Here is a 19,998-nt window from a genome sequence, read left to right as displayed (position 1 = left end):
AGATATCGTTAACTTGTTTCGATGACTTAATACACACACAATTTATGATTTTTCGATTTAAAACCTTTTTATTTTATGTTTTTCTTTTCTTGTCTTGTAACACAGGTCGTTTGAACAATATTGCAGATATGAATTCTGATTTGGAAGAAGCCTCGGCTATTGAAATTGTTAAAGGATCCAACTTACTTTGGGTCATTGAGGATGCAGGCAACAAGAACCATATTTATGGTCTGGATTTAAAAGGGAGAATTATTAAAGACATTGATATTTTGAATGCTGAAAATGATGATTGGGAAGATCTGACTTCAGATAAATTTGGTAATCTGTACATTGGCGATTTTGGAAACAATAATAAAAAACGAGATGAGTTTACCATCTATAAGGTAAGTAATCTTAATCCTACCAATGATAAAACCACTGCTAAAACCATTCATTTTAAGCTTCCAAAAGAGGTAAAATCTGAAGATTTTGAAGCATTTTTTCTGCTTGATGGTTTCTTTTATATTTTCAGCAAAGAAAATAAATCGAGCATACTTTTAAAAGTACCCAACAGTATTGGTGAACATACTGCTGAATTGGTTACCGATTTTAATTTGGATGGTAAACATCATAAAATCACTTCGGCCGCTCTCAGCCCTAATGAAGAAACCGTGGTATTACTCAACCATGATAAGCTTTGGAAATTGACAAATTTTAAACCCGATAACTTTTTTAAAGGTAATATTGAAGAATTAAAGTTTGGTCATACTTCTCAAAAAGAGGGTGTTTGCTTTAAAAACGACTCCATGGTTTATATAAACGATGAGAGAAATAAAAGTGAAGGCGGTAATATTTATACGTTTAATATAAACTAAAAATTCAAGCCAAAACCAAACGAAAAACGCAAGCCTTCAACACTATTAAAGAAGTTAAAAGTTCCCGATAAACTTTCGGCTGCAGTTACCCAAAAACCGCCACCATAATCATTATGCCATTTATCTGAAAAATCGCCTTTCAACCAAACTCTGCCGACATCAAAACCACTAAAAATACCTATTTGCAATGGCAATATATTGGTTTTAAACGAAGGAAAACTATAGCGTAAATCGGCACTTCCTACCAAAGAGTTTTTACCTGTAAAACGTTCAGTTCGGTACCCTCTTAAACCATTTCTTCCGCCTATATTTGCTGCTTGGTAAAAGATTAAATCGTCACCCACTCTAATTTGGGTTCTCACATCGGTTTTTAAAACCAGTTTTTTATTTTTTGAGAGTGCATTGTAAAATCCTAAATCTGAATTTAAATACCCATAAGTGTTTTTAGTTTCTTTAAATTCTGTTTTTCCACCAATATTTAACATAAAAGTCATGCCTCTTGACGGATTGATTTTGTTGTTAAAACTCGCATAATTAAACGCTGCTTCAAGACCACCAAAATAACGCCTTTTATAAAAATCTTCATTGCTTGAGGGCACAAAACTCGTTATAAACCTATCTGTTGTATTTTCAATTTCAACACCTTCAAAAAGCGTTCTAAAACCAAAATCACTTCCAAAATTTCCTTTTTTAAGAATCCCAATCTTAGCGGCATAAATGCCTGTTTTAACGCGGTTGTAATCTAAATCTAGGACGTCGTCATTATTAACGGTTTCGTTACCATAACCAAAAAAGTTGTTGGTAAAGTTTTCACTAGTAAATTTGCCGCCAACATGTAAATTCCAATCCCCAAAAATATTGGCAAACTCACTATTATAATCCAAAGAAAACCCTTGAGTTGCAAAATAATAACCTCCTTTAAAACGGTGTTGTGTAGAGAAGGGATTGCGTTGAAACCCTTTTTTGGTTTTTACATATTGAAGTCCTAACAAAAATCCATCATCTGGATTAAACCCTATGGCTGGGGTTATAACACTTGTTTTTACGATGTTTTTATTAAAATCGAATAGGTTAAGATTATACGTGTCGGAAAAATTGATATCGGCACCTCTATTTTTCTCAACCGTATTGGGTTTCGATTTATGGTCATATACTTTTATACGTCTTCCGTTTTCAATCCTGTAAGTATCGTTTTCCTGACCACCTATAAGTCTTGTAAAAATTAAATTATTAGCTTTTCCAGTAACTTCAAAAACATCTTTATCATCTAAACCATAAATCCAAATTTCTTTAGTTATGGCTCTATTAAAAACTCTGTCAACAATCACTTCTCCCTTTTCGCCACCAATAATTCTGGAAATAATCACTCGCGTTTCTTCATCGCCAGTGCGAATAACTTCAATTAAATCATCCTTATCGGTTCCAGTAAGTATGACTAATTCATTTAAATAATTATAATATCTGTTAGCTATATCCAAAAGATTAGCTCGCCTTCCTTTTAATTTTGATTTGATGTCTTTTAAGGTTTCGTCTTGAACCTCTTCAGGTACTTTTGTAAAAGCCACCTCTATAACAGAATCTGTAATTTTTTCTTGAAGGAATTTTGCTTGTTCTAGCCATAAATCTTTATTGGCATCTTGAATGAGCACGCGGTCTAATTTAATACCTGCGCTATTCATCCATTTGATATCCTCAAGATTTTCATCGTAAACTTGAAGCTGTTTTGTTGATCCAGAAATAAGCTTCATTACATCTAATAAAGCACCATCAAAATTTGAGAATACCTGGTCACGATCTCGGGGAATGGGGTGATAGTATTTATCACCATTTTCTTGATCGAACTGTGCCCAACGCCATTGGTCTTGGTGTCTATCCCAATCTCCAATAAGCATATCAAAAAGGCGTGCTCTTATAAAGGCATCTTCGGCTATTTTATACTTTTCATCTTTACGAACCTTTTCAATAATGTCATGGGTGCTTTCTATATCATCAGCATAACCAAAATTTTTTTCGTCTTCATAATTATCCTCAGGGCGTTCTTCAATCAGATATAATTCTCCGCCATATTCTTCATTAAATTCACCTAAATGTTTATGCTTTGGGATGTAATATAGCCTAGGGTTGGTATGAAATATTTTTGCTGCATTAGATAAATCGGGAACTACAGTAAACGCATACGGATGAGCCGCCGTGTAAAAATCAAAAATCAAACTTTCTATAGCGGTTTTTTCAAATTCATCTTCTACATAGGTGTCTTTAAAAAGCACCGTTTGCAAGTATTGGGTTGCACTCTTTTTTAATGCTCGCATGTTTAACTCTCTACCATCTTTGGTTTTTAAACGAAGTGAACGTGTTTGGTGCCCACCACCTTTTCTAACCACTTCTAACCCACCATAAAGCGTATCAAGCGTTACCACTTTAACCTTTATTTTAGTACTGTAAACATCACGATAATGATTACCCCAAACCGACTCAAAAAACCCTGTTTTATCGGTTTCATCTTTTGAATAAATGGAAACCTCTATTTCTTGAGGAAAAGAATCGGGTAAATAGGAAATATCATGTTTTTTAGCTGGAGGAAACACTTCTTTAGTAAACAACAATTGAGGCTCGGCGTTTTCGGCACCAAAATATCTAACCCAACTACTACCATCTTTAAAAATAGTGAGTTCAGCAAACCCTTGTTTTCCATAAGAGAATAAACCTGTATCACTCAATTCGACGGGAGATTGTTTAGCACCAGAACCTGAAACAATTTGTTTTATACCCTGTTTTTCAACATATTGTAACGTGTGTTCGTGTCCAGATACAAACACCACATTATCGGCGTCTAAAGTCATCGTTTCCAAACGACTCATAAGTTCGTGATAACGTTCGTTGTACCGATCTTGAATAGACACTCCACCTTGGGTTCTAAGTTGCGTAATGAATGACCCTAATGTGGGTAGCGGTATTTTTTGCTGAAAAGGAAATATATGTTTTGATAAAGCATATTTACCACCATGTAACCCATTAGTAAGCATAGGATGATGCATGGCGAAAACCGTCGTTTTATTTTGCGCTTTTTTTAACTCGCCCTCTAGCTCAATAAAAAAGCGTTCCCTAGTTTTTATTTCACATTCGTCGTTAATGGTTGGATGGTCATTCCAATCTTCTAAATACCATTCTGTATCAATAACAATCAATTGAATAGTTTCGCTCACATCAATACTCTCCATAGGGCAGCCATTTTCTGGCTGAAAGGTATTTTTACCTAATAAGTCTTCAATAAATTTTTCTTCTCTTTTTACGCCTTTTAATCCACCGGCATACCATTCATGATTTCCAGGAATAAAAATGGTTTTTCCTCTAAAGTTTTCAACAGCTTTTGCTTGTGCCAACAATGCGTTTTCTGCACTTTCCCTGTTTTTATGATCTTTAATAGGTAAGCCAGCAGGATAGATATTATCTCCTAAAAAAATAATGTAATCGCCTTTGGTATCTTTACCTCCTAGGTATTTATGAAATGCTATAAGTGCTTCAGACATGCCTCCCATAGGCGACAAACCCGCATCGCCTACCAAATAGAATGTTTTATCTATCTCTTTATTTGGAAACTTTTCTTGCTTGTTTATAACATCAGCATACTGAGGTTTATAAGTGGCGCAAGCACTCAGAAAAAGAGTAATAAAAAGTAAATAAAAAGATTTAAAATTCATGTATTACAGAATTCTTTTAGCTAAATTAAGTATTTTGTTTTTACCTATGGTTTAAAATGGATTAGTTCTTTAACTTATCGGAGTGCAGCTTCCTTAATTTGGCAAGCTTTGGCGTAATAACAAAACTGCAATATCCTTGAGATTGATTATTCCGGTAATAATTCTGATGGTAATCTTCGGCTTTGTAAAAAATATCTAATGGACTGATTTCCGTAACTATTGGATTATCGTAATAGGGAGAAACTTTCTTGATTACTTTTTGAGCGATTTCCTTTTGGGAATCGTCATGATAAAAAATTACCGAACGATATTGCGTACCCACATCGGCACCTTGCCTGTTGAGTGTGGTTGGATCGTGAGTGGTCATAAAAATAACTAAAATATCTTCATATGAAATGATATTGGCATCAAACGTAATTTGAACAACCTCTGCATGACCTGTTAAACCAGAACAAATTTCTCTATATGTGGGATGCCCAGGTGCATTACCACCTGAATAACCAGACACTACTTTTTCAACACCAGAAACTTCCTGAAATACGGCCTCAGTACACCAAAAACAACCACCGCCAAAGGTGGCCAACTGTATATTTTTATTCATTTATAGCTTTCTCTTTATTTAATTGGATAGACTCTGAATTGATACAATATCGTAAACCGCTTGGCGCAGGACCATCGGGAAATACATGTCCTAAATGGGCATCACAGGTGTTGCACATCACCTCAACACGCACCATACCAAATGCCGTATCCTTTTCATACTTAATGGCATTTTCCTTGATGGGTTGCGTAAAACTTGGCCAACCCGTACCCGATTCAAACTTGATTGTAGAATCAAATAATGGTGCATCACAACACACACAACTGTATTTTCCTGCTTCATGAATACTACAAAGGGCGCCACTATGAGGGCGCTCGGTTCCTTTTTGTCTCGTTATTCTGAATTGTTCTGGAGTTAATAATTTTTTCCATTCCTCTTCCGTTTTCTCAACACGTTTATCTGGTGTTGGGTTTCCGTTAACGGTAAATTTTATAACATCTTTCCAAGTTAGCATATTTTTTTTCTAATTTATTAAATTAAACAATCTTCAAGTCTAAATAAGTCGAAATGAAGCTTTAATACTTACACCAAAAATCTTTCCATGTAAAGCGCAGATAATATATTTAAATTTTAGTAATTTGTGGGTATAAATCAACTTGTTTTATGTCAAAATTAATTGAAAACACCGAGAAGTTTGTATTCGATTTGTTTAAAAATGAATTGGATCAAAGTTTTCTATATCATAATTATACCCACACAGAACGGGTTTTGCGAAGTGTTCGAGAAATTATTGAAAACACCAACATTGATGAAAAAGATGCCGAAATATTGGAGCTAGCTGCACTATTACATGATACAGGTTATATTAAAACCCGTGAAGGCCATGAAGAAGAAAGTGTAAAAATCGCCACTGCATTTTTAAAAGAACAAGCTGCTGACGAAAAAACTATTGAAGGCGTAATTGAGTGCATTATAGCCACTAAGTTTAAAGATTCTCCAAAAACAACACTTGGGAAAATAATCAGGGATGCTGACGCTTCCCATTTTGGAAAAAAATACTTTAATGAGGCCAGTGAGTTTTTGAGGAAAGAACTTGAAATACAAGGTATTGCTACCTACTCTCCAACAGAATGGCTGAATGAAAATATTAAAGTTTTAACAAAAAAACATGAGTTTTACACGGATTATGCTTTAAAAAATTGGCAACCTAGAAAGGAAAAAAATCTTGCTAAACTGATGAAAAGCAAGAAAAAACGTAAAAAGAAACTAAATACCGAAGAGCTTAAAGCTAAGTACAAAGCACAATATAAAAATGAAAGTCCAGAACGCGGTATTCAAACATTTTACAGGGTTGCTTTGAGAAACCACATTAAATTAAGTGATATTGCCGATACTAAAGCCAATATCCTGTTATCGGTAAACGCCATTATCATCTCATTAGTATTAGCAAATTTAATTTCAAAATTAGATAATAATGCGTATTTGGTGTATCCCACAGCTATTTTCACCATATCCTGTGTAGTATCTATGATTTTATCAATTATTGCTACAAGACCAAATATTACTAGCGGAGAATTCACTAAAGAAGATGTTGTTAATAAGAAGGTGAATCTAACCTTTTTTGGCAATTTCCATAAAATGAGTCTCGAGGAATATGATTGGGCCGTTAATGAACTTTTAAAAGACAAAGATTATGTATACAGTTCTCTAACCAAAGATCTTTATTTTTTAGGAAAGGTATTGGAACGAAAATATAGGATTTTAAGAATAACCTACACCATTTTTATGATAGGCATGATTGTTTCAGTGCTTGCCTTTGGTTATGCCCTCAAAACCAATGGTGCAAAACTGGAGGATGTCCTTCCTGAGGAAACCCAAAGTGTTTCCCAAGTTAGTAATTCTAATCAAAATGATTTTTTTTTAAATGAATAATCATTCAGGTAATTTGGATAATTATTTAGATATCCACTATATCCACAGAAGCAACTGGTTACGGGCTGCTGTTTTGGGGGCTAATGACGGTATTTTGTCAACGGCAAGTATAGCCATTGGTGTCGCTGCTGCCAGTGACATTAGAGAACCTATAGTTTTAGCAACCTTGGCTGGTTTAGTAGCAGGAGCTTTATCTATGGCTGCTGGCGAATATGTTTCAGTGAGTTCACAAACGGATGTCGAAAAATCAGATATTGAGCGTGAAAAACAAGAATTAATGGAAATGCCAGAAATTGAGTTAGAACGTTTGGCAGAAATTTACGAGCAAAGAGGTTTGAAAAAAGAAACCGCACTAAAGGTTGCTGAAGAACTAACCGAACATGATGCTTTGGGGGCGCATGTTAGAGACGAATTGGGTATTAATGAAATTAGTCAAGCAAAACCTACGCAAGCTGCTTTGGCTTCTGGAGCCGCTTTTACTCTAGGTGGTTTATTACCTTTTTTAGTAACCCTATTTCTACCATTGAGACATATAGAATATTACCTTTATGGATTTGCTATTTTTTTCTTGATACTTTTAGGAGGATTGGCTGCCAAAACAGGTGGCTCAAGTATTAGAAAAGCTATTATTAGAATTACATTTTGGGGAACGGTTGCTATGGGTCTAACCGCTTTGGTAGGTTATTTCTTTGGCGTAAATCTATAACTCTAAGCTTTGATTTCTTTCATTAAATCATCATATGTGTAAAAGGTTTTTTGATCCCCTTCATTTTTTTGGTATATCATACTTACCCTAATGGCTTTTAGACCAGTAACACCCTGCAAATCCTGTAATTCTAATATTTCAACGTCATCATCAAACATGTTTTTAGATTGCATAAAGTGCACATATTTTAGGTATTCTACCTCGTCTTCTTTTTGAGAATAGATAATGCTCATTTTACCTTTTTGGGTAACACGTTCTTCTGTGCCTTTTATAAAGGCTTTATCAACTCGTTTTTTAACAACCTCATACCGGGCATTGTAAGTGCCATCAACATCAAATTGTTTTTCGTCCATTCTAAAACGAATGGAAAGCGGCTGGTTGAAAACCAAAATCATGGAAGCAACATCTAACCCAATAGGGTATTCATGCTGGTTTTGATAAAAATAATTCTCCATTTCATACATAACCTGTAATTGCCATAATCTTAAATTATAAAGGTATATGGCGTTAAAACTTTCCTCTTTGGTAATGGATTCCCCTATGTACATGTTATGTTCCACACCATCGGTTTTGAAACGCTCAAAAAAATGAGGATACATAGCTTGTGCCCTTACCTGCTTTTCGTCTAAAAGTGCAGACATATTTTTATTGATGAGCGCAATGGTTTCGTCGTAATTTTTTCTGTAATAATAAATGACACCTAAATTATTGTCAACTTTACTAAAGTAATCTTCAATAGCAGCTTTGGCAAAATTCTTCTTATCTGAAAAAAAGATGAACAAAGGCTCAACTTCATGTTTAAAAAACGTTGTTATTTGATGCTCAGTATCTACTTTAAAATCGTTCTTGATTTCAGAATTAAATACTTCTATTTGAAACTTTAGCTGCTCGTATATGGGCAATTTCTCATCTTGTGGTATGTTATTTAAAACTTTATCAACCAATGATAATTGTAATGCCAAATCCTTTTTTGTTGCCTGGTTTCTGGCGTTTGAAGAGCCTTTTACGTCAATCTGCCCAAATAAAGGATAGACGTTTTCAAAAGCAATTTTACTAAATGCAGGTTTGTTTTCTTTATTTCTTTGGCTCTCAATTAAAAATTTTCTAGCCGCTTGTTTGAATTTCCAAGACACGCTTGGGTGTATAGAGGTACATTCTTGTTGAATAATGGCTTCAATTAAATTTTCTTCTTCATTGTTGGAACGCTCAACTGCCGAAACTATAAATGGCATGACATCTACTAACTTATTAGCATTAATACTGTTAAGTACCTGAGGTTTGTATGAAATAATCTCCAATATACCCATCAAGCCCGAATCGTTTGCAATAGGTGCAAAAATGGCGCTTTTTATTCCTTGCTGGTGTAAGGTTGCTATATGAGGTGCTTTCCCTTTTGAAAGTTCATATATTTTGTCTACATCTGAAACCGAAAAATTTTTGTTTTCTTTCAAAAGCCTATTGTAAGACCACTTACAAAGAGAATCAGCACATTTTTTTGTGTCTTCATTATTGATTAAAAAACTATTAGCACCGATGCCATAAACGCGTTCAAATGCATTTTCTTCTTTGTTAAAAATTGAAAAACCTACTTTCAAATCCTGTATTCCCAATAGGGAACTGAAAATATCGTGGAAGCTTTCTGAAAAATTTTCATCCATACAGGTGTCATCAACAATCAGGCTAGATTTTATGTTGGATATAGACTGGTCATCAGTAACGTCAAAAATATTGGAAATTACGAACCCTTTGAAAGTATAACTGTTTTGCGGGAATTTTTCTTTCCAAAGGGATACATTATCAAAATTGTCGAGTAACTCCTCATAATCTTCCTTGGTTATTTTTTTGGCTTTATCTGTTGGGATAATTTCACAAAAATCGGCATTGTACAATATTTTATAGTAATGCAAAACACCTTGAGCATTTGGAATTTCGTAATAAAAAGGCCTTCTAAGGTTTAGGTTGTAACCATAACAAAAATTCAAAATGATAGTACAAGCTATTATGTACATATCGTCTTGGGGCATGTTTTTTATTTCTAGTCTAAAATGGTCACCTGCAGTTTTAATGATATTTTTAAAACGTTCTGAAGCATTAAAAATTAAGTTGTGAAAGGGAACAGAGGCTGTTTTTATTTCGTTTTTTGTTAAAAGGGGGCTAAATGTATCGTGTAGAATAGCACTTATTTCCTTTTCTCTTTTTTTGAGTATGGAAACATCGCTAAAACCATTTTTCAACTCAGGGAAATCGGTTCCGATTTTTAATACCTGTTTTGCTTTGGTGGCAACAAACACATCATCACTTTTGGATAAACTTTCGTATTGTTCCAAAAGTTTATTAAAGCTAATCTTTAGCTTTAAAGGCGATTCGATATGGTCATTAATATCCATAATATGGTAGTGCGTATAGTACAAAGTTACAAATTATTGACTTAGTCGATATATACTAGACTTGCTAACACAAAAATTGTTACAAACCAACTGTTTAAAACTAAAAAGCTTGATATTATGCTACCCTGTTCTTGTTTGTTGAATTTCGGACCACCAAAAATGATTTTAAAATCCGTTTTTCATAGGGCGCTTTAGGGTTCCTTATTTGTTTTATCAATAATTGCGCAGCTTCTTCACCCATTCTAAACCCCGGTTGATCTATACTCGTCAAAGAAGGCTCTAAAAGTTCATCAACAGGTTCGTTATTAAAACCTATAAGTGATAACTCTTCAGGTATTGAAAGACCGCGTTCTTTTGCTGCTAGCATAACACTAATTGCAATTTGGTCGCTAAATGTTAAAATACCATCGGGGTGAACTGGTGCATAAAGTAACTTTCTTGCCGCTGAAAGTGTACTTTCTCTATCAAAATTACTATATACGACATAGCCTTCAGGGATTTCAAGATTGTACTTTCGCATGGCGGCTTTATAGCCTTCAACTCTATTTGCATTAATTTGCAAAATCTCTGGACCCCCTATATATGCGATATTTTTACATCCAATTTCAACAAGATGCTCAACGGCTTCAAAAGCCGCTATTGAATTATCAATAGTTACTTTATGAGTAATGATATCATTACAATCTCTGTTGAAGAAAACTAATGGTATTCCCATTTTTTTCAACCTGCTAAAATGTGAAAAGTTTTTTGTTTCACTTGCTAAAGATACAATTACACCATTTACACCAGCATTTATTAATTCTTGTAGTAAGCTTTTTTCTCTTTCATAGGATTCATTAGACTGACAAACAATAATGTGCATACCGTGTTCTTCAGCAATTCGCTCAATCCCACTTATAGCCATAGCATATAAGTGATAACTTATTTTTGGAACAATGACCCCAATTAAATTTGAAAGTTTTTGCTTTTCCACTTCCAACATATCTAAAGAAAGATACCCCATACGCTCTGCAACTTGTTTAACTTTTTTTTGTGTAGTTAAACTAATTCTTGGATGACCCTTAAGCGCTCTAGAAACCGTTGAAATAGAAATATTTAATACCGCGGCAATATCTTTTAGCGTTATACCCCTGCTATGCGTTAAGTTAGTTTGGTCTTCCAAAATTCAAGTTTATTAGTTTGCGCAAATTATTGCGCAAAAAATTCAATATTTTAAAAATAACTTTTCAAAGTTACATATATTTGTCAATATTAAAGTAAATTTTAATAAATATACAGTTATAATATGTGCAAATTTGTGCAAATTATAATTATATCTAATAATACAATCTAATTTATAATGAGTAAAACGTACAAAATAGCTGTAGTAAACGGCGATGGAATTGGTGCAGAAATTGTACCTGCTGGTGTTTCGGTTTTAGATGCCATAGCAAAAAAACATGGTTTTAATATTGAAAAGCAATCTTTCCCTTTTGGAGCAGGTTATTATAGAGACCATGGAAAATTTATGTCTGATGACGCCATAGAAACCTTAAAAAAATTCGATGCCATTTATTTTGGTGCTGTTGGTTTACCAGAAATTGATGATACCCTTCCTGCAAGAGATTACACTTTTAAAGTAAGAACAGAATTAAAACAATATGTGAATTACCGCCCGGTAAAATTGTTTTCTGGTCTAAAAAGCCCGTTAAGAACTAAAACCGAAAAAGATATCGATTTTGTGGTAGTAAGAGAAAACAACGAAGGTGAGTTTGTACAAAGTGGTAAAACATTTTACGCAGATGATGCGCATGGCTTTGCAACAGATACAAGTGTTTTTACACGTTTTGGTATTGAACGTATTGCCCACTACTCATTTCAACTGGCTAGAAAACGCAGAAAAAAAGTTACTAATGTAACAAAATCTAATACTTTAATTAACAGTTTAGCTTATTGGGATAGAGTGATAGCTGAAGTTGCAGAACAATATCCTGATGTTGAGTTTAGTAAAATGTATATTGATAATGCATCTGCGAGTTTTGTGCTCCGCCCTGAAGTATTTGATGTTATATTAACTACAAACCTTTTTGGTGATATTTTATCAGATTTAGGCGGCGCCATTATGGGAAGCTTAGGTCTTGGAGGAAGCGGAAATATTAATCCTGAAAAAGATTTCCCATCCATGTTTGAACCTATTCATGGATCTGCTCCAGATATAGCAGGTAAAAATATAGCGAATCCAATTGGTCAAATTTGGTCAGCGGCCATTATGCTAGATCATTTAGGAGAAACCGAGGCAGCGAATGATATTGTTGCTGGTATAGAAGCTACAACTGCTGAAGGAAATCTAACGGTTGATTTAGGTGGAAATGCATCTACATCAGACATTGCTAACCGTATTATAAAACATATAGAAGCTAAAAAACTTGTGACCGCCTAAAATACATGCACAACAAAAAAATAATAGATTTAACGCTGCCCATCAATAATAAGATGGGTGGTGTTTCTATTGAACCTGCCAAAATATTGTCGGTTGATGGATGGAATGCTACAACACTTCATTTATACTCACATAGCGGCACCCATATGGATGCCCCTTTGCATTTTGAAGTTAATGAACAAACTATTGATGAGTTACCACTAAACCGGCTTATATCTAAAGCATGGATTATAGATTTACAACATTTAAAACCTAAGGACGAAATTAAAATTTCACATTTAGATGGCATCGCCAAAAAATTTAAAGCTGGTGAAAGTATTATATTGCACACCGGATGGAGTAAAAAAATAGGAACACCAGCATATCGTGATGATTTACCAAGAATAGGCAGAGATCTAGCAAACTGGCTGGGAAAAAATAAAGTGAATATTCTAGGTGTTGAACCTCCCTCAGTAGCCGATGTAAATAATATTGAAGAGGTAACCGAGATTCACAATATCTTGATGAAGAATGATATTATTATTGTTGAGGGCCTTTGTAATTTAGAGCTTATATCACTGCCAAAAGTAACCTTAATTGCCCTTCCTTTAAAGATTGAAGGTGGTGATGGTGCACCATCAAGAGTTATTGCCCTTGAAGACTAAAACTTTATGTTGAAAGACGTTATAATAAAATCTATAATTGAAGGCAACCAGCTAGAAGGTCACCTAGACACCATACGCCAAGAACTTAAAGAACATCCCAAAACCATTGTTATTTTAGACGACGACCCAACCGGAACCCAAACGGTTTATAATGTGCCTGTGGTTACAAATTGGGAGACATCAATACTTGAAAATGAGATTATAAACAGCCCTATTTTCTTTATTTTAACTAATTCGAGGAGTTTACAAATCGAGGAAGCAAATGCTTTAGGGGAGCTCATTGGCAAACGGTTAGTGAGGCTTTCAAAAAAACACAACAAACACCTTTTGGTAGTAAGCAGAGGAGATTCTACATTACGTGGTCATTACCCTAATGAGGTTGAAGCTTTGGCAAAAGGATTAAACATTAAAACCGCTAAACATATTGTAGCTCCTGCTTTTTTTGAAGGAGGTCGATACACTTACAACGATACTCATTTTGTTAAGGAAGGTGATGATTTTATTCCCGCCGGAGAAACACCTTTTGCAAAAGACCTTACTTTTGGATATAAAAATTCAAATTTAAAAGACTGGATTATTGAGAAATATGATGGTAAAATAAACTCAAAAAAGATAATAAGCTTATCTATCGAATCATTGCGCACCCATTCTGTAGAAAATATTATTTCCATTATAAAGAATTCAGACTGTTCGCATATCATTGTAAATGCAACCTCTTATTCTGATTTACAAATTGCCGCTTTAGCCCTTTTAAAAAGCAACATCCCTTTTCTTTTTAGAACAGCAGCTTCCTTTGTAAATGCCATTTCAGGTATTGAAGTTAAAGGCTGCCTTTCTAAAACTGATATTATAAGTAATTCAAATAAAGAAACTGGTGCTTTGGTTGTTATTGGTTCATATGTACCAAAAACAACAGCACAACTTCAGTTGCTAAAAGAAAAATCCAATGCTGTTTTTTTAGAATTAGACGTAACGAACGTACAAAATGATTTGCTTTTTGAAAAAGATATTAACCTTCTTTTAGAACAAGTAAATCATTATATCAAAACACATCACGATGTTGTGTTATACACTAGCAGAACTCTTATAAAAGGCCAAACAAAAGCTGAAAGTCTCGCAATTGTAAACCGTGTTTCAAACGGATTAATTTCAATCATAAAACAACTTAAAGTACAACCAAGATATATGGTAGCCAAAGGCGGCATTACATCTAGTGATATAGCAACTAAAGGTTTGAACGTAAAACGTGCAAAAGTTTTAGGGCAAGTACTAAAAGGCGTACCCGTTTGGCAATTGGGTAACGAAACCAAATTTCCCAATATGCCCTATATTATATTCCCTGGGAATGTAGGCGACAACAATGCATTATACCAACTAACCACATTACTAAAATGAAAAAAAATAGCTATTTCCCGAAACGTTACCTTATGGTAGGCGGCACCTTTTTGTTAGCACTTTTATTATATATAGATCGTATTTGTGTTTCTGTTGCCAAAGACCCTATTTCTGAGGCTTTGAATTTAAGCGACAAACAAATGGGTTGGGTTTTAGCCATATTTTCTCTTGGTTATGCTTTTTTTCAGACGCCTTCTGGAATGCTTGCCGATCGCTTAGGCCCAAGAAAAGTGTTGGCTAGCATTGTTACCATTTGGTCATTATTTACAGCATTAACAGGGTATGCATGGAATTTCTTATCACTTTTAATTGTTCGATTCCTATTTGGCGCTGGTGAAGCTGGCGCATTTCCTGGTATGACAAGAGCCGTTTATAATTGGATCCCTCTACAAGAACGAGGCATTGTTACCGGTGTTAATTTTTCTGGCTCCAGGTTAGGGGCCGCTTTTGCTTTACCACTAGTGGTTTGGTTAATAGATAGTTTTGGCTGGCGAACTTCCTTTCTAATCATGGGAGTAGTTGGAATATTATGGGCCATAGCCTGGTATATGTTATTTAGAGATAACCCAGAAAACCACAAAGCTCTTTCTAAAGAAGAAAAAGACTTTATTTTAGAAAACAGACAAGAAAAAGAAACAGATGTTGCTAAAGAAAAAATAAATTTTGCTGCGCTTTTAAAATCAAAGAACATGTGGCTAGCTATGGGTCAATATTTCTGTAGTAATTTTACCTTTTTCTTTGCACTTACATGGTTATTCCCGCATGTGAAAAGCGAATATAATTTAGATACCATTGAGGCAGGATTCTACACTGCAATCCCTCTTGTTTTTGGTGCCTTTGGCAACTGGTTTTCTGGTGCTTTGAGCGACAATATTTTCAAAAAAGGAAATTGGGCAAAATCACGTATATTACCAGCCGCCATTGGGTTTACCTTAGCAGCCGCTGGGTTAATTGGAAGTATTTATATGAGTACAGCCCTAGGTGCTATTCTATTTTTAAGTATGGCTATTTTTGGAGCTGATATGACTTTACCATCGTCTTGGGCTTTTTGCGCCGATATTGGCAAAGAACACTCTGGAGCCGTTTCGGGCACCATGAATATGGCAGGAAATATTGGAGCATTTATTACTGCTCTTGTTTTTCCTTATTTATTAGACTGGACAGGAAATACCAACTTATTTTTTGTTGTTGGTGCTATTTTAAATATTATAGCCATCGCAATTTGGTATAATATGAAACCACATAAACATTTTTCGGAATATTAATATGGAAAAACTTAGAGGTGTTGCCGTTGGCACAGGTTATTTCAGTCAGTTTCAATATGAAGCTTGGAATCGTTTAGAAAATGTTGATATTGTAGCTGTTTCTAGTAGAAGGTTAGAAAAAGCGGAAGCCATATGTAAGCAGTTCAATATTCTAAAAGCTTATGATGACTTTGAAACTATGCTTATTTCAGAAAAGCCCGATTTTGTTGATATTATTACACCGCCAGAAACCCATACCGATTTTTGCAGAATCGCTATAAAACATGGGGTAGCTATTATATGCCAAAAACCTTTGGCACCTACTTACGAAGAATCTATGGCTTTGGCAAAAGCCATAAAAAACTCTCATGTTAGAATGATGGTGCATGAAAATTTCCGTTTTCAGCCTTGGCATCGCGAAATAAAAAAGCTTTTAAACCAGAATATAATCGGGCACAAATTGCATACAATAAACTTACGTATGCGCATGGGCGATGGCTGGCAAGAAGATGCCTATATGAACCGTCAACCCTATTTTAGAGAAATGCCACAACTTTTAATATATGAAACCGGCGTTCATTTTATTGATGTATTTAGATATTTAATTGGAGATATCTCACAAGTATATTCCAAATTGAAAACGTTAAATTCCAACATAAAAGGTGAAGATTTTGCCTGGGTTAATTTCGAATTTAAAAATGGCGTTTTAGGTTTTTTGGATGCTAACCGTTTTAATGAAAATACGGCTGATGACCCACGATTAACCTTTGGCGGTATTTGGATAGAAGGCAATAAAGGCACCATACGTTTATTTGACGATGGCACTATTACCATACAACTCCTTGGGGAAAAAGAAACAAAACACGATTACCCTTTTGAGAAAATAAACTTTGCAGGGGATTGTGTTTACAATACTCAAAAGCATTTTATTGATTGTTTACGATCCGGTGCTCCATTTGAAACCGATGTTCAAGCATATTTAGATAATATTATGGTGCAAGAGGCTATATACGAATCGAATGAAACGGGGCTCCCCATAAAAATCAATTGATTTTTTAACATATAACAATGGAATTAGACCTTTTATGGTTTATTATGGAGCTGTGGCTTTGTAAAGTATCGCTGTTGAGTTTGTTGTTACATTGTATTTTGCATTCGCAACCAAAAAGGCCGATTCACCTTTTTTAAGTTTTATAGTAGAACTATTTTCCTGGATTGTTGCTTCGCCTTCAATAACTATCAATATTTGTGCTGTTTTTGATGTTGATTTGTATTCTTGGTGCTTATCCAAACGTATTTGGCTCAATTCAAAATCTGGAGCTGGACTTTTATAAATACGTTCCACACCATCATCTTGTAATTCTCCTTTCATAATATTGGGAATGGTAGGTTCAAACTTGGTGTGTTTTAATAACTCTGGTACATCAACATGTTTTGGTGTTAGGCCACCACGTAATACGTTATCAGAATTTGCCATAAGCTCCATATTTTGGCCTTCCAAATAGGCGTGAGGAATTCCTGCATCTTGAAAAACCGCTTCTCCTGTATTCACTTTTACGATGTTAAAAAAATAGATGGAATAAATACCTTTGTCGAAATTAGATGAGTTTTCACTGGCATCTACAGCTTTAGCTGCCCAATAATCGGGGCTAGACTTCCTTAATTTTCCAGCTTTATAAAGTGGCAAAATCCTATCAAGTAATGGCTGCAATACTTTATTTGTTGTGTCCTGAGTCTGCATCATGACAAATTTGTATAGACCATAATAGCCTTCTTTTTCAAAAACAGAAATTAACGAATGAAATTCTGGAATGCCTTTTAAAACTTTTTTTAACTTTTCTTCAGATAAAAACCCATGTAATAACCAGAATTCACTCAACGCTACCATAATTTCAGGTTTATGGTTGTCATCCTTATAATTTCTGTAAGGTGCATTTAAAGGAATTCCCTCCTCATTCTCTCTCTTGTAACCTTTTTCTGCTTCTATTTTTGTTGGATGTACCTGTATCGATAACATATCCTTTACATCTAAAACTTTGAATAAAAAGGGTAATCTCCCGAATTTATTGGCTATTTTAGAACCTAGTTTTTCATTTAAATCAGTTTTCAAAAATGAATTCAATGGTTCAAATTCATTATTAATTTGTATTATCGAAGTGGCGTTTTCGTGGGCCCCCAGCCAATATTCAGCACATTTATCTTCTGTGATTTTTTCTCCCAACAGGGTAGGTATAAACTCTGTACCTCCCCAAGCATAGTTTTGAATTTTTCCTCTAATATGAAATAGTTTTTTCATTAACTTTTGCTTATTGATTTATGATTCGTTAAAAATGTTTTGCCCTTTATATGTTATCTATACAAAGCAAACAACTTATTTAAAATTTCGGTGTTCTAATTTAATGCTTAATTTGAAATTAATAGCAGAAAAATTATCTTTTGGTTATTAGTGAGAAGCGCTAAATTGTTACTAATCGATTTAAAATTGAATTCAAATATAACTAAAGAATTCCCTATGTAACACATCAAATAAAAAAGCCAACTTTAATAAGTCGGCTTTTCCTTTGCAGTGCGGGCGGGGAGACTCGAACTCCCACACCTCGCGGCACTAGATCCTAAGTCTAGCGTGTCTACCAATTCCACCACGCCCGCTAAAGGACTGCAAATATAAACAAGATTTTTAAATTGCAAACTCCTAGCCCCTAAAAACATTCTTTTTTTATACTTTTGGAAAGGAACTCTAAAAATACTTTATGAACAACATTCAATCATATATTTCTAAACATAAAAACCGGTTTTTAAACGAACTTATCGAGCTACTCAAAATACCTTCTATTAGTGCTGATTCAGTTTATAAAGAAGAAGTTTTAAAAACAGCTGGTGCTATTAAAGTAAGCCTAAAAGAAGCAGGTTGCGACACGGTTGAAATTTGTAAAACGGAAGGTTACCCCATAGTTTATGGCGAAAAAATAATTGACAAAAACTTACCAACAGTTTTAGTTTATGGACATTATGATGTACAGCCACCAGACCCTTTAGAACTTTGGACCTCGCCACCTTTTGAACCAGTAATTAAAACATCTGAATTGCATCCTGAGGGCGCTATTTATGCGCGTGGTGCTTGTGATGATAAAGGACAAATGTTTATGCATGTGAAGGCTTTGGAATTTATGACGGCAACAAACCAATTACCCTGTAACGTCAAATTCATGATTGAAGGTGAAGAAGAAGTAGGCAGCTCCAATCTTGCCACTTTTGTAAAAAATAATCAAGAAAAATTAAAAAATGATGTGATCCTTATTTCCGATACAGGCATGATTGCCAATGATGTTCCTTCTATCACAACAGGTTTACGAGGATTAAGTTATGTTGAAGTAGAGGTAACAGGACCCAATCGTGATTTACATTCTGGCCTGTATGGCGGTGCCGTGGCTAACCCCATCAATATACTATCAAAAATGATTGCCTCATTACATGATGAAAACAATCGTATTACCATTCCTGGTTTTTACAATAAGGTGGAAGAACTCTCTAAAGAAGAACGCGCTGAAATGGCAAAAGCACCTTTTAGTCTCGAAAAATATAAAAAAGCATTGGATATTGAAGCTGTTTATGGAGAAGCAGGTTATACCACCAATGAACGAAACTGCATTCGCCCAACCTTAGATGTTAATGGTATCTGGGGCGGGTATATTGGCGAAGGGGCTAAAACCGTTATTGCCAGTAAAGCCTTCGCTAAAATTTCGATGCGATTGGTACCTCATCAAGATTGGAAAGAAATCACACAATTATTCAAAACACATTTTGAAAGCATCGCTCCAAAAGGTGTAAAAGTGAAGGTAAAACCGCATCATGGTGGGCAAGGTTATGTAACACCCATAAACCATATTGGATATCAAGCAGCTAGTAAAGCATACGAAGAAACTTTTGGCAAAACACCTATTCCACAGCGAAGCGGTGGTAGTATTCCTATTGTGGCGTTATTTGAGGAAGAATTACAAATTAAAACTATTTTAATGGGCTTTGGTTTAGATAGTGATGCTATCCACTCCCCTAACGAGCATTTTGGCATATGGAATTACCTAAAAGGCATCGAAACCATCCCGTATTTTTATAAATATTTTACAGAACTTTCTAAATAAATATGGGTGTTACCTCCTTTTGTTTTTTAAAAGGAGGTC

15 protein-coding genes and 1 tRNA gene are annotated in these 19,998 nt (G+C 34.7%); 9 read left to right on the top strand and 7 right to left on the bottom strand.

From position 1 onward, the window contains the following. Positions 1–44: 44 nt before the first annotated feature. Complete coding sequence (locus tag ABD963_RS04720; protein ID WP_345275787.1) at positions 45–854, top strand: hypothetical protein; 810 nt, start codon at positions 45–47, stop codon at positions 852–854. Here ABD963_RS04720 and ABD963_RS04715 read toward each other — a convergent pair. The 3 genes from ABD963_RS04715 to msrB form a co-directional block, all read right to left on the bottom strand. After that, positions 851–4,552, bottom strand: coding sequence for a metallophosphoesterase (locus tag ABD963_RS04715; RefSeq protein WP_345275786.1), 3,702 nt, complete (start codon positions 4,550–4,552; stop codon positions 851–853). The genes ABD963_RS04720 and ABD963_RS04715 overlap by 4 nt on opposite strands. Positions 4,553–4,613: 61 nt before the next feature. Further along, complete coding sequence (gene msrA, locus ABD963_RS04710; RefSeq protein ID WP_345275785.1) at positions 4,614–5,153, bottom strand: peptide-methionine (S)-S-oxide reductase MsrA; 540 nt, start codon at positions 5,151–5,153, stop codon at positions 4,614–4,616. Further along, entirely contained in the window at positions 5,146–5,607 is a 462-nt protein-coding gene (msrB, locus tag ABD963_RS04705; RefSeq protein WP_345275784.1) for a peptide-methionine (R)-S-oxide reductase MsrB, read from the bottom strand. The genes msrA and msrB overlap by 8 nt, the downstream gene beginning before the upstream one ends. 149 nt (positions 5,608–5,756) lie before the next feature. Between msrB and ABD963_RS04700 the strand changes: the two genes are divergently transcribed. Together ABD963_RS04700 and ABD963_RS04695 are read left to right on the top strand one after the other, a co-directional pair. Beyond that, complete coding sequence (locus ABD963_RS04700; protein WP_345275783.1) at positions 5,757–7,025, top strand: Pycsar system effector family protein; 1,269 nt, start codon at positions 5,757–5,759, stop codon at positions 7,023–7,025. Then, positions 7,018–7,731, top strand: a complete 714-nt coding sequence (locus tag ABD963_RS04695) for a VIT1/CCC1 transporter family protein (protein ID WP_345275782.1) — start codon at positions 7,018–7,020, stop codon at positions 7,729–7,731. Before ABD963_RS04700 ends, ABD963_RS04695 begins: the two co-directional genes overlap by 8 nt. Positions 7,732–7,733: 2 nt before the next feature. Here ABD963_RS04695 and ABD963_RS04690 read toward each other — a convergent pair whose 3' ends face one another. Continuing rightward, a complete protein-coding gene (locus tag ABD963_RS04690; protein WP_345275781.1) occupies positions 7,734–10,118 on the bottom strand; it encodes a GAF domain-containing protein in 2,385 nt (794 codons plus the stop codon). A gap of 115 nt (positions 10,119–10,233) precedes the next feature. Next, positions 10,234–11,280 carry a LacI family DNA-binding transcriptional regulator gene (locus ABD963_RS04685; RefSeq protein ID WP_345275780.1) on the bottom strand — a complete coding sequence of 349 codons (1,047 nt, stop codon included), beginning with the start codon at positions 11,278–11,280 and terminating at the stop codon, positions 10,234–10,236. 177 nt (positions 11,281–11,457) lie between these two features. Between ABD963_RS04685 and ABD963_RS04680 the strand changes: the two genes are divergently transcribed. The 5 genes from ABD963_RS04680 to ABD963_RS04660 are packed head-to-tail and all read left to right on the top strand — an operon-like array spanning position 11,458 to position 16,871. Beyond that, the gene (locus ABD963_RS04680) at positions 11,458–12,537 is read left to right on the top strand and encodes a tartrate dehydrogenase (RefSeq protein ID WP_345275779.1); all 1,080 of its coding nucleotides are present in this window, start codon (positions 11,458–11,460) and stop codon (positions 12,535–12,537) included. 5 nt (positions 12,538–12,542) lie between these two features. Further along, positions 12,543–13,181 (top strand): cyclase family protein, encoded by a 639-nt coding sequence (locus tag ABD963_RS04675; RefSeq protein ID WP_345275778.1) that lies wholly within the window; start codon positions 12,543–12,545, stop codon positions 13,179–13,181. Between the two features lie 6 nt (positions 13,182–13,187). Next, positions 13,188–14,576, top strand: coding sequence for a four-carbon acid sugar kinase family protein (locus ABD963_RS04670; RefSeq protein WP_345275777.1), 1,389 nt, complete (start codon positions 13,188–13,190; stop codon positions 14,574–14,576). Continuing rightward, a complete protein-coding gene (locus tag ABD963_RS04665) occupies positions 14,573–15,841 on the top strand; it encodes an MFS transporter (RefSeq protein ID WP_345275776.1) in 1,269 nt (422 codons plus the stop codon). The genes ABD963_RS04670 and ABD963_RS04665 overlap by 4 nt, the downstream gene beginning before the upstream one ends. A gap of 1 nt (position 15,842) precedes the next feature. Continuing rightward, the gene (locus ABD963_RS04660; RefSeq protein ID WP_345275775.1) at positions 15,843–16,871 is read left to right on the top strand and encodes a Gfo/Idh/MocA family protein; all 1,029 of its coding nucleotides are present in this window, start codon (positions 15,843–15,845) and stop codon (positions 16,869–16,871) included. Positions 16,872–16,913: 42 nt separating this feature from the next. On the opposite strand, the gene manA is transcribed toward ABD963_RS04660, so the two are convergent. Both manA and ABD963_RS04650 read right to left on the bottom strand, forming a co-directional pair. Beyond that, positions 16,914–18,116: a mannose-6-phosphate isomerase, class I gene (gene manA, locus ABD963_RS04655; RefSeq protein WP_345275774.1), complete on the bottom strand. Its 1,203-nt coding sequence runs from the start codon at positions 18,114–18,116 to the stop codon at positions 16,914–16,916. Between the two features lie 271 nt (positions 18,117–18,387). Continuing rightward, positions 18,388–18,469: transfer RNA gene (locus tag ABD963_RS04650), tRNA-Leu, on the bottom strand. Positions 18,470–18,570: 101 nt separating this feature from the next. Between ABD963_RS04650 and ABD963_RS04645 the strand changes: the two genes are divergently transcribed. Continuing rightward, entirely contained in the window at positions 18,571–19,959 is a 1,389-nt protein-coding gene (locus tag ABD963_RS04645) for a dipeptidase (RefSeq protein WP_345275773.1), read from the top strand. Positions 19,960–19,998: the final 39 nt, after the last annotated feature.

Origin of the sequence: Litoribaculum gwangyangense (assembly GCF_039543505.1) — a bacterium.
Classification (GTDB): Bacteria; Bacteroidota; Bacteroidia; order Flavobacteriales; family Flavobacteriaceae; genus Litoribaculum; species Litoribaculum gwangyangense.
This window is presented reverse-complemented; position numbering and strand designations above follow the sequence as displayed.

Coding starts and splice junctions, on each gene's coding strand:
- ABD963_RS04645 (WP_345275773.1), top strand. CDS start 18,571: ATGAACAACATTCAATCATATATTTCTAAACATAAAAACCGGTTTTTA.
- msrA (WP_345275785.1), bottom strand. CDS start 5,153: ATGAATAAAAATATACAGTTGGCCACCTTTGGCGGTGGTTGTTTTTGG.
- msrB (WP_345275784.1), bottom strand. CDS start 5,607: ATGCTAACTTGGAAAGATGTTATAAAATTTACCGTTAACGGAAACCCA.
- ABD963_RS04670 (WP_345275777.1), top strand. CDS start 13,188: ATGTTGAAAGACGTTATAATAAAATCTATAATTGAAGGCAACCAGCTA.
- ABD963_RS04695 (WP_345275782.1), top strand. CDS start 7,018: ATGAATAATCATTCAGGTAATTTGGATAATTATTTAGATATCCACTAT.
- ABD963_RS04700 (WP_345275783.1), top strand. CDS start 5,757: ATGTCAAAATTAATTGAAAACACCGAGAAGTTTGTATTCGATTTGTTT.
- ABD963_RS04665 (WP_345275776.1), top strand. CDS start 14,573: ATGAAAAAAAATAGCTATTTCCCGAAACGTTACCTTATGGTAGGCGGC.
- ABD963_RS04675 (WP_345275778.1), top strand. CDS start 12,543: ATGCACAACAAAAAAATAATAGATTTAACGCTGCCCATCAATAATAAG.
- ABD963_RS04660 (WP_345275775.1), top strand. CDS start 15,843: ATGGAAAAACTTAGAGGTGTTGCCGTTGGCACAGGTTATTTCAGTCAG.
- ABD963_RS04680 (WP_345275779.1), top strand. CDS start 11,458: ATGAGTAAAACGTACAAAATAGCTGTAGTAAACGGCGATGGAATTGGT.
- ABD963_RS04720 (WP_345275787.1), top strand. CDS start 45: ATGATTTTTCGATTTAAAACCTTTTTATTTTATGTTTTTCTTTTCTTG.
- manA (WP_345275774.1), bottom strand. CDS start 18,116: ATGAAAAAACTATTTCATATTAGAGGAAAAATTCAAAACTATGCTTGG.
- ABD963_RS04690 (WP_345275781.1), bottom strand. CDS start 10,118: ATGGATATTAATGACCATATCGAATCGCCTTTAAAGCTAAAGATTAGC.
- ABD963_RS04715 (WP_345275786.1), bottom strand. CDS start 4,552: ATGAATTTTAAATCTTTTTATTTACTTTTTATTACTCTTTTTCTGAGT.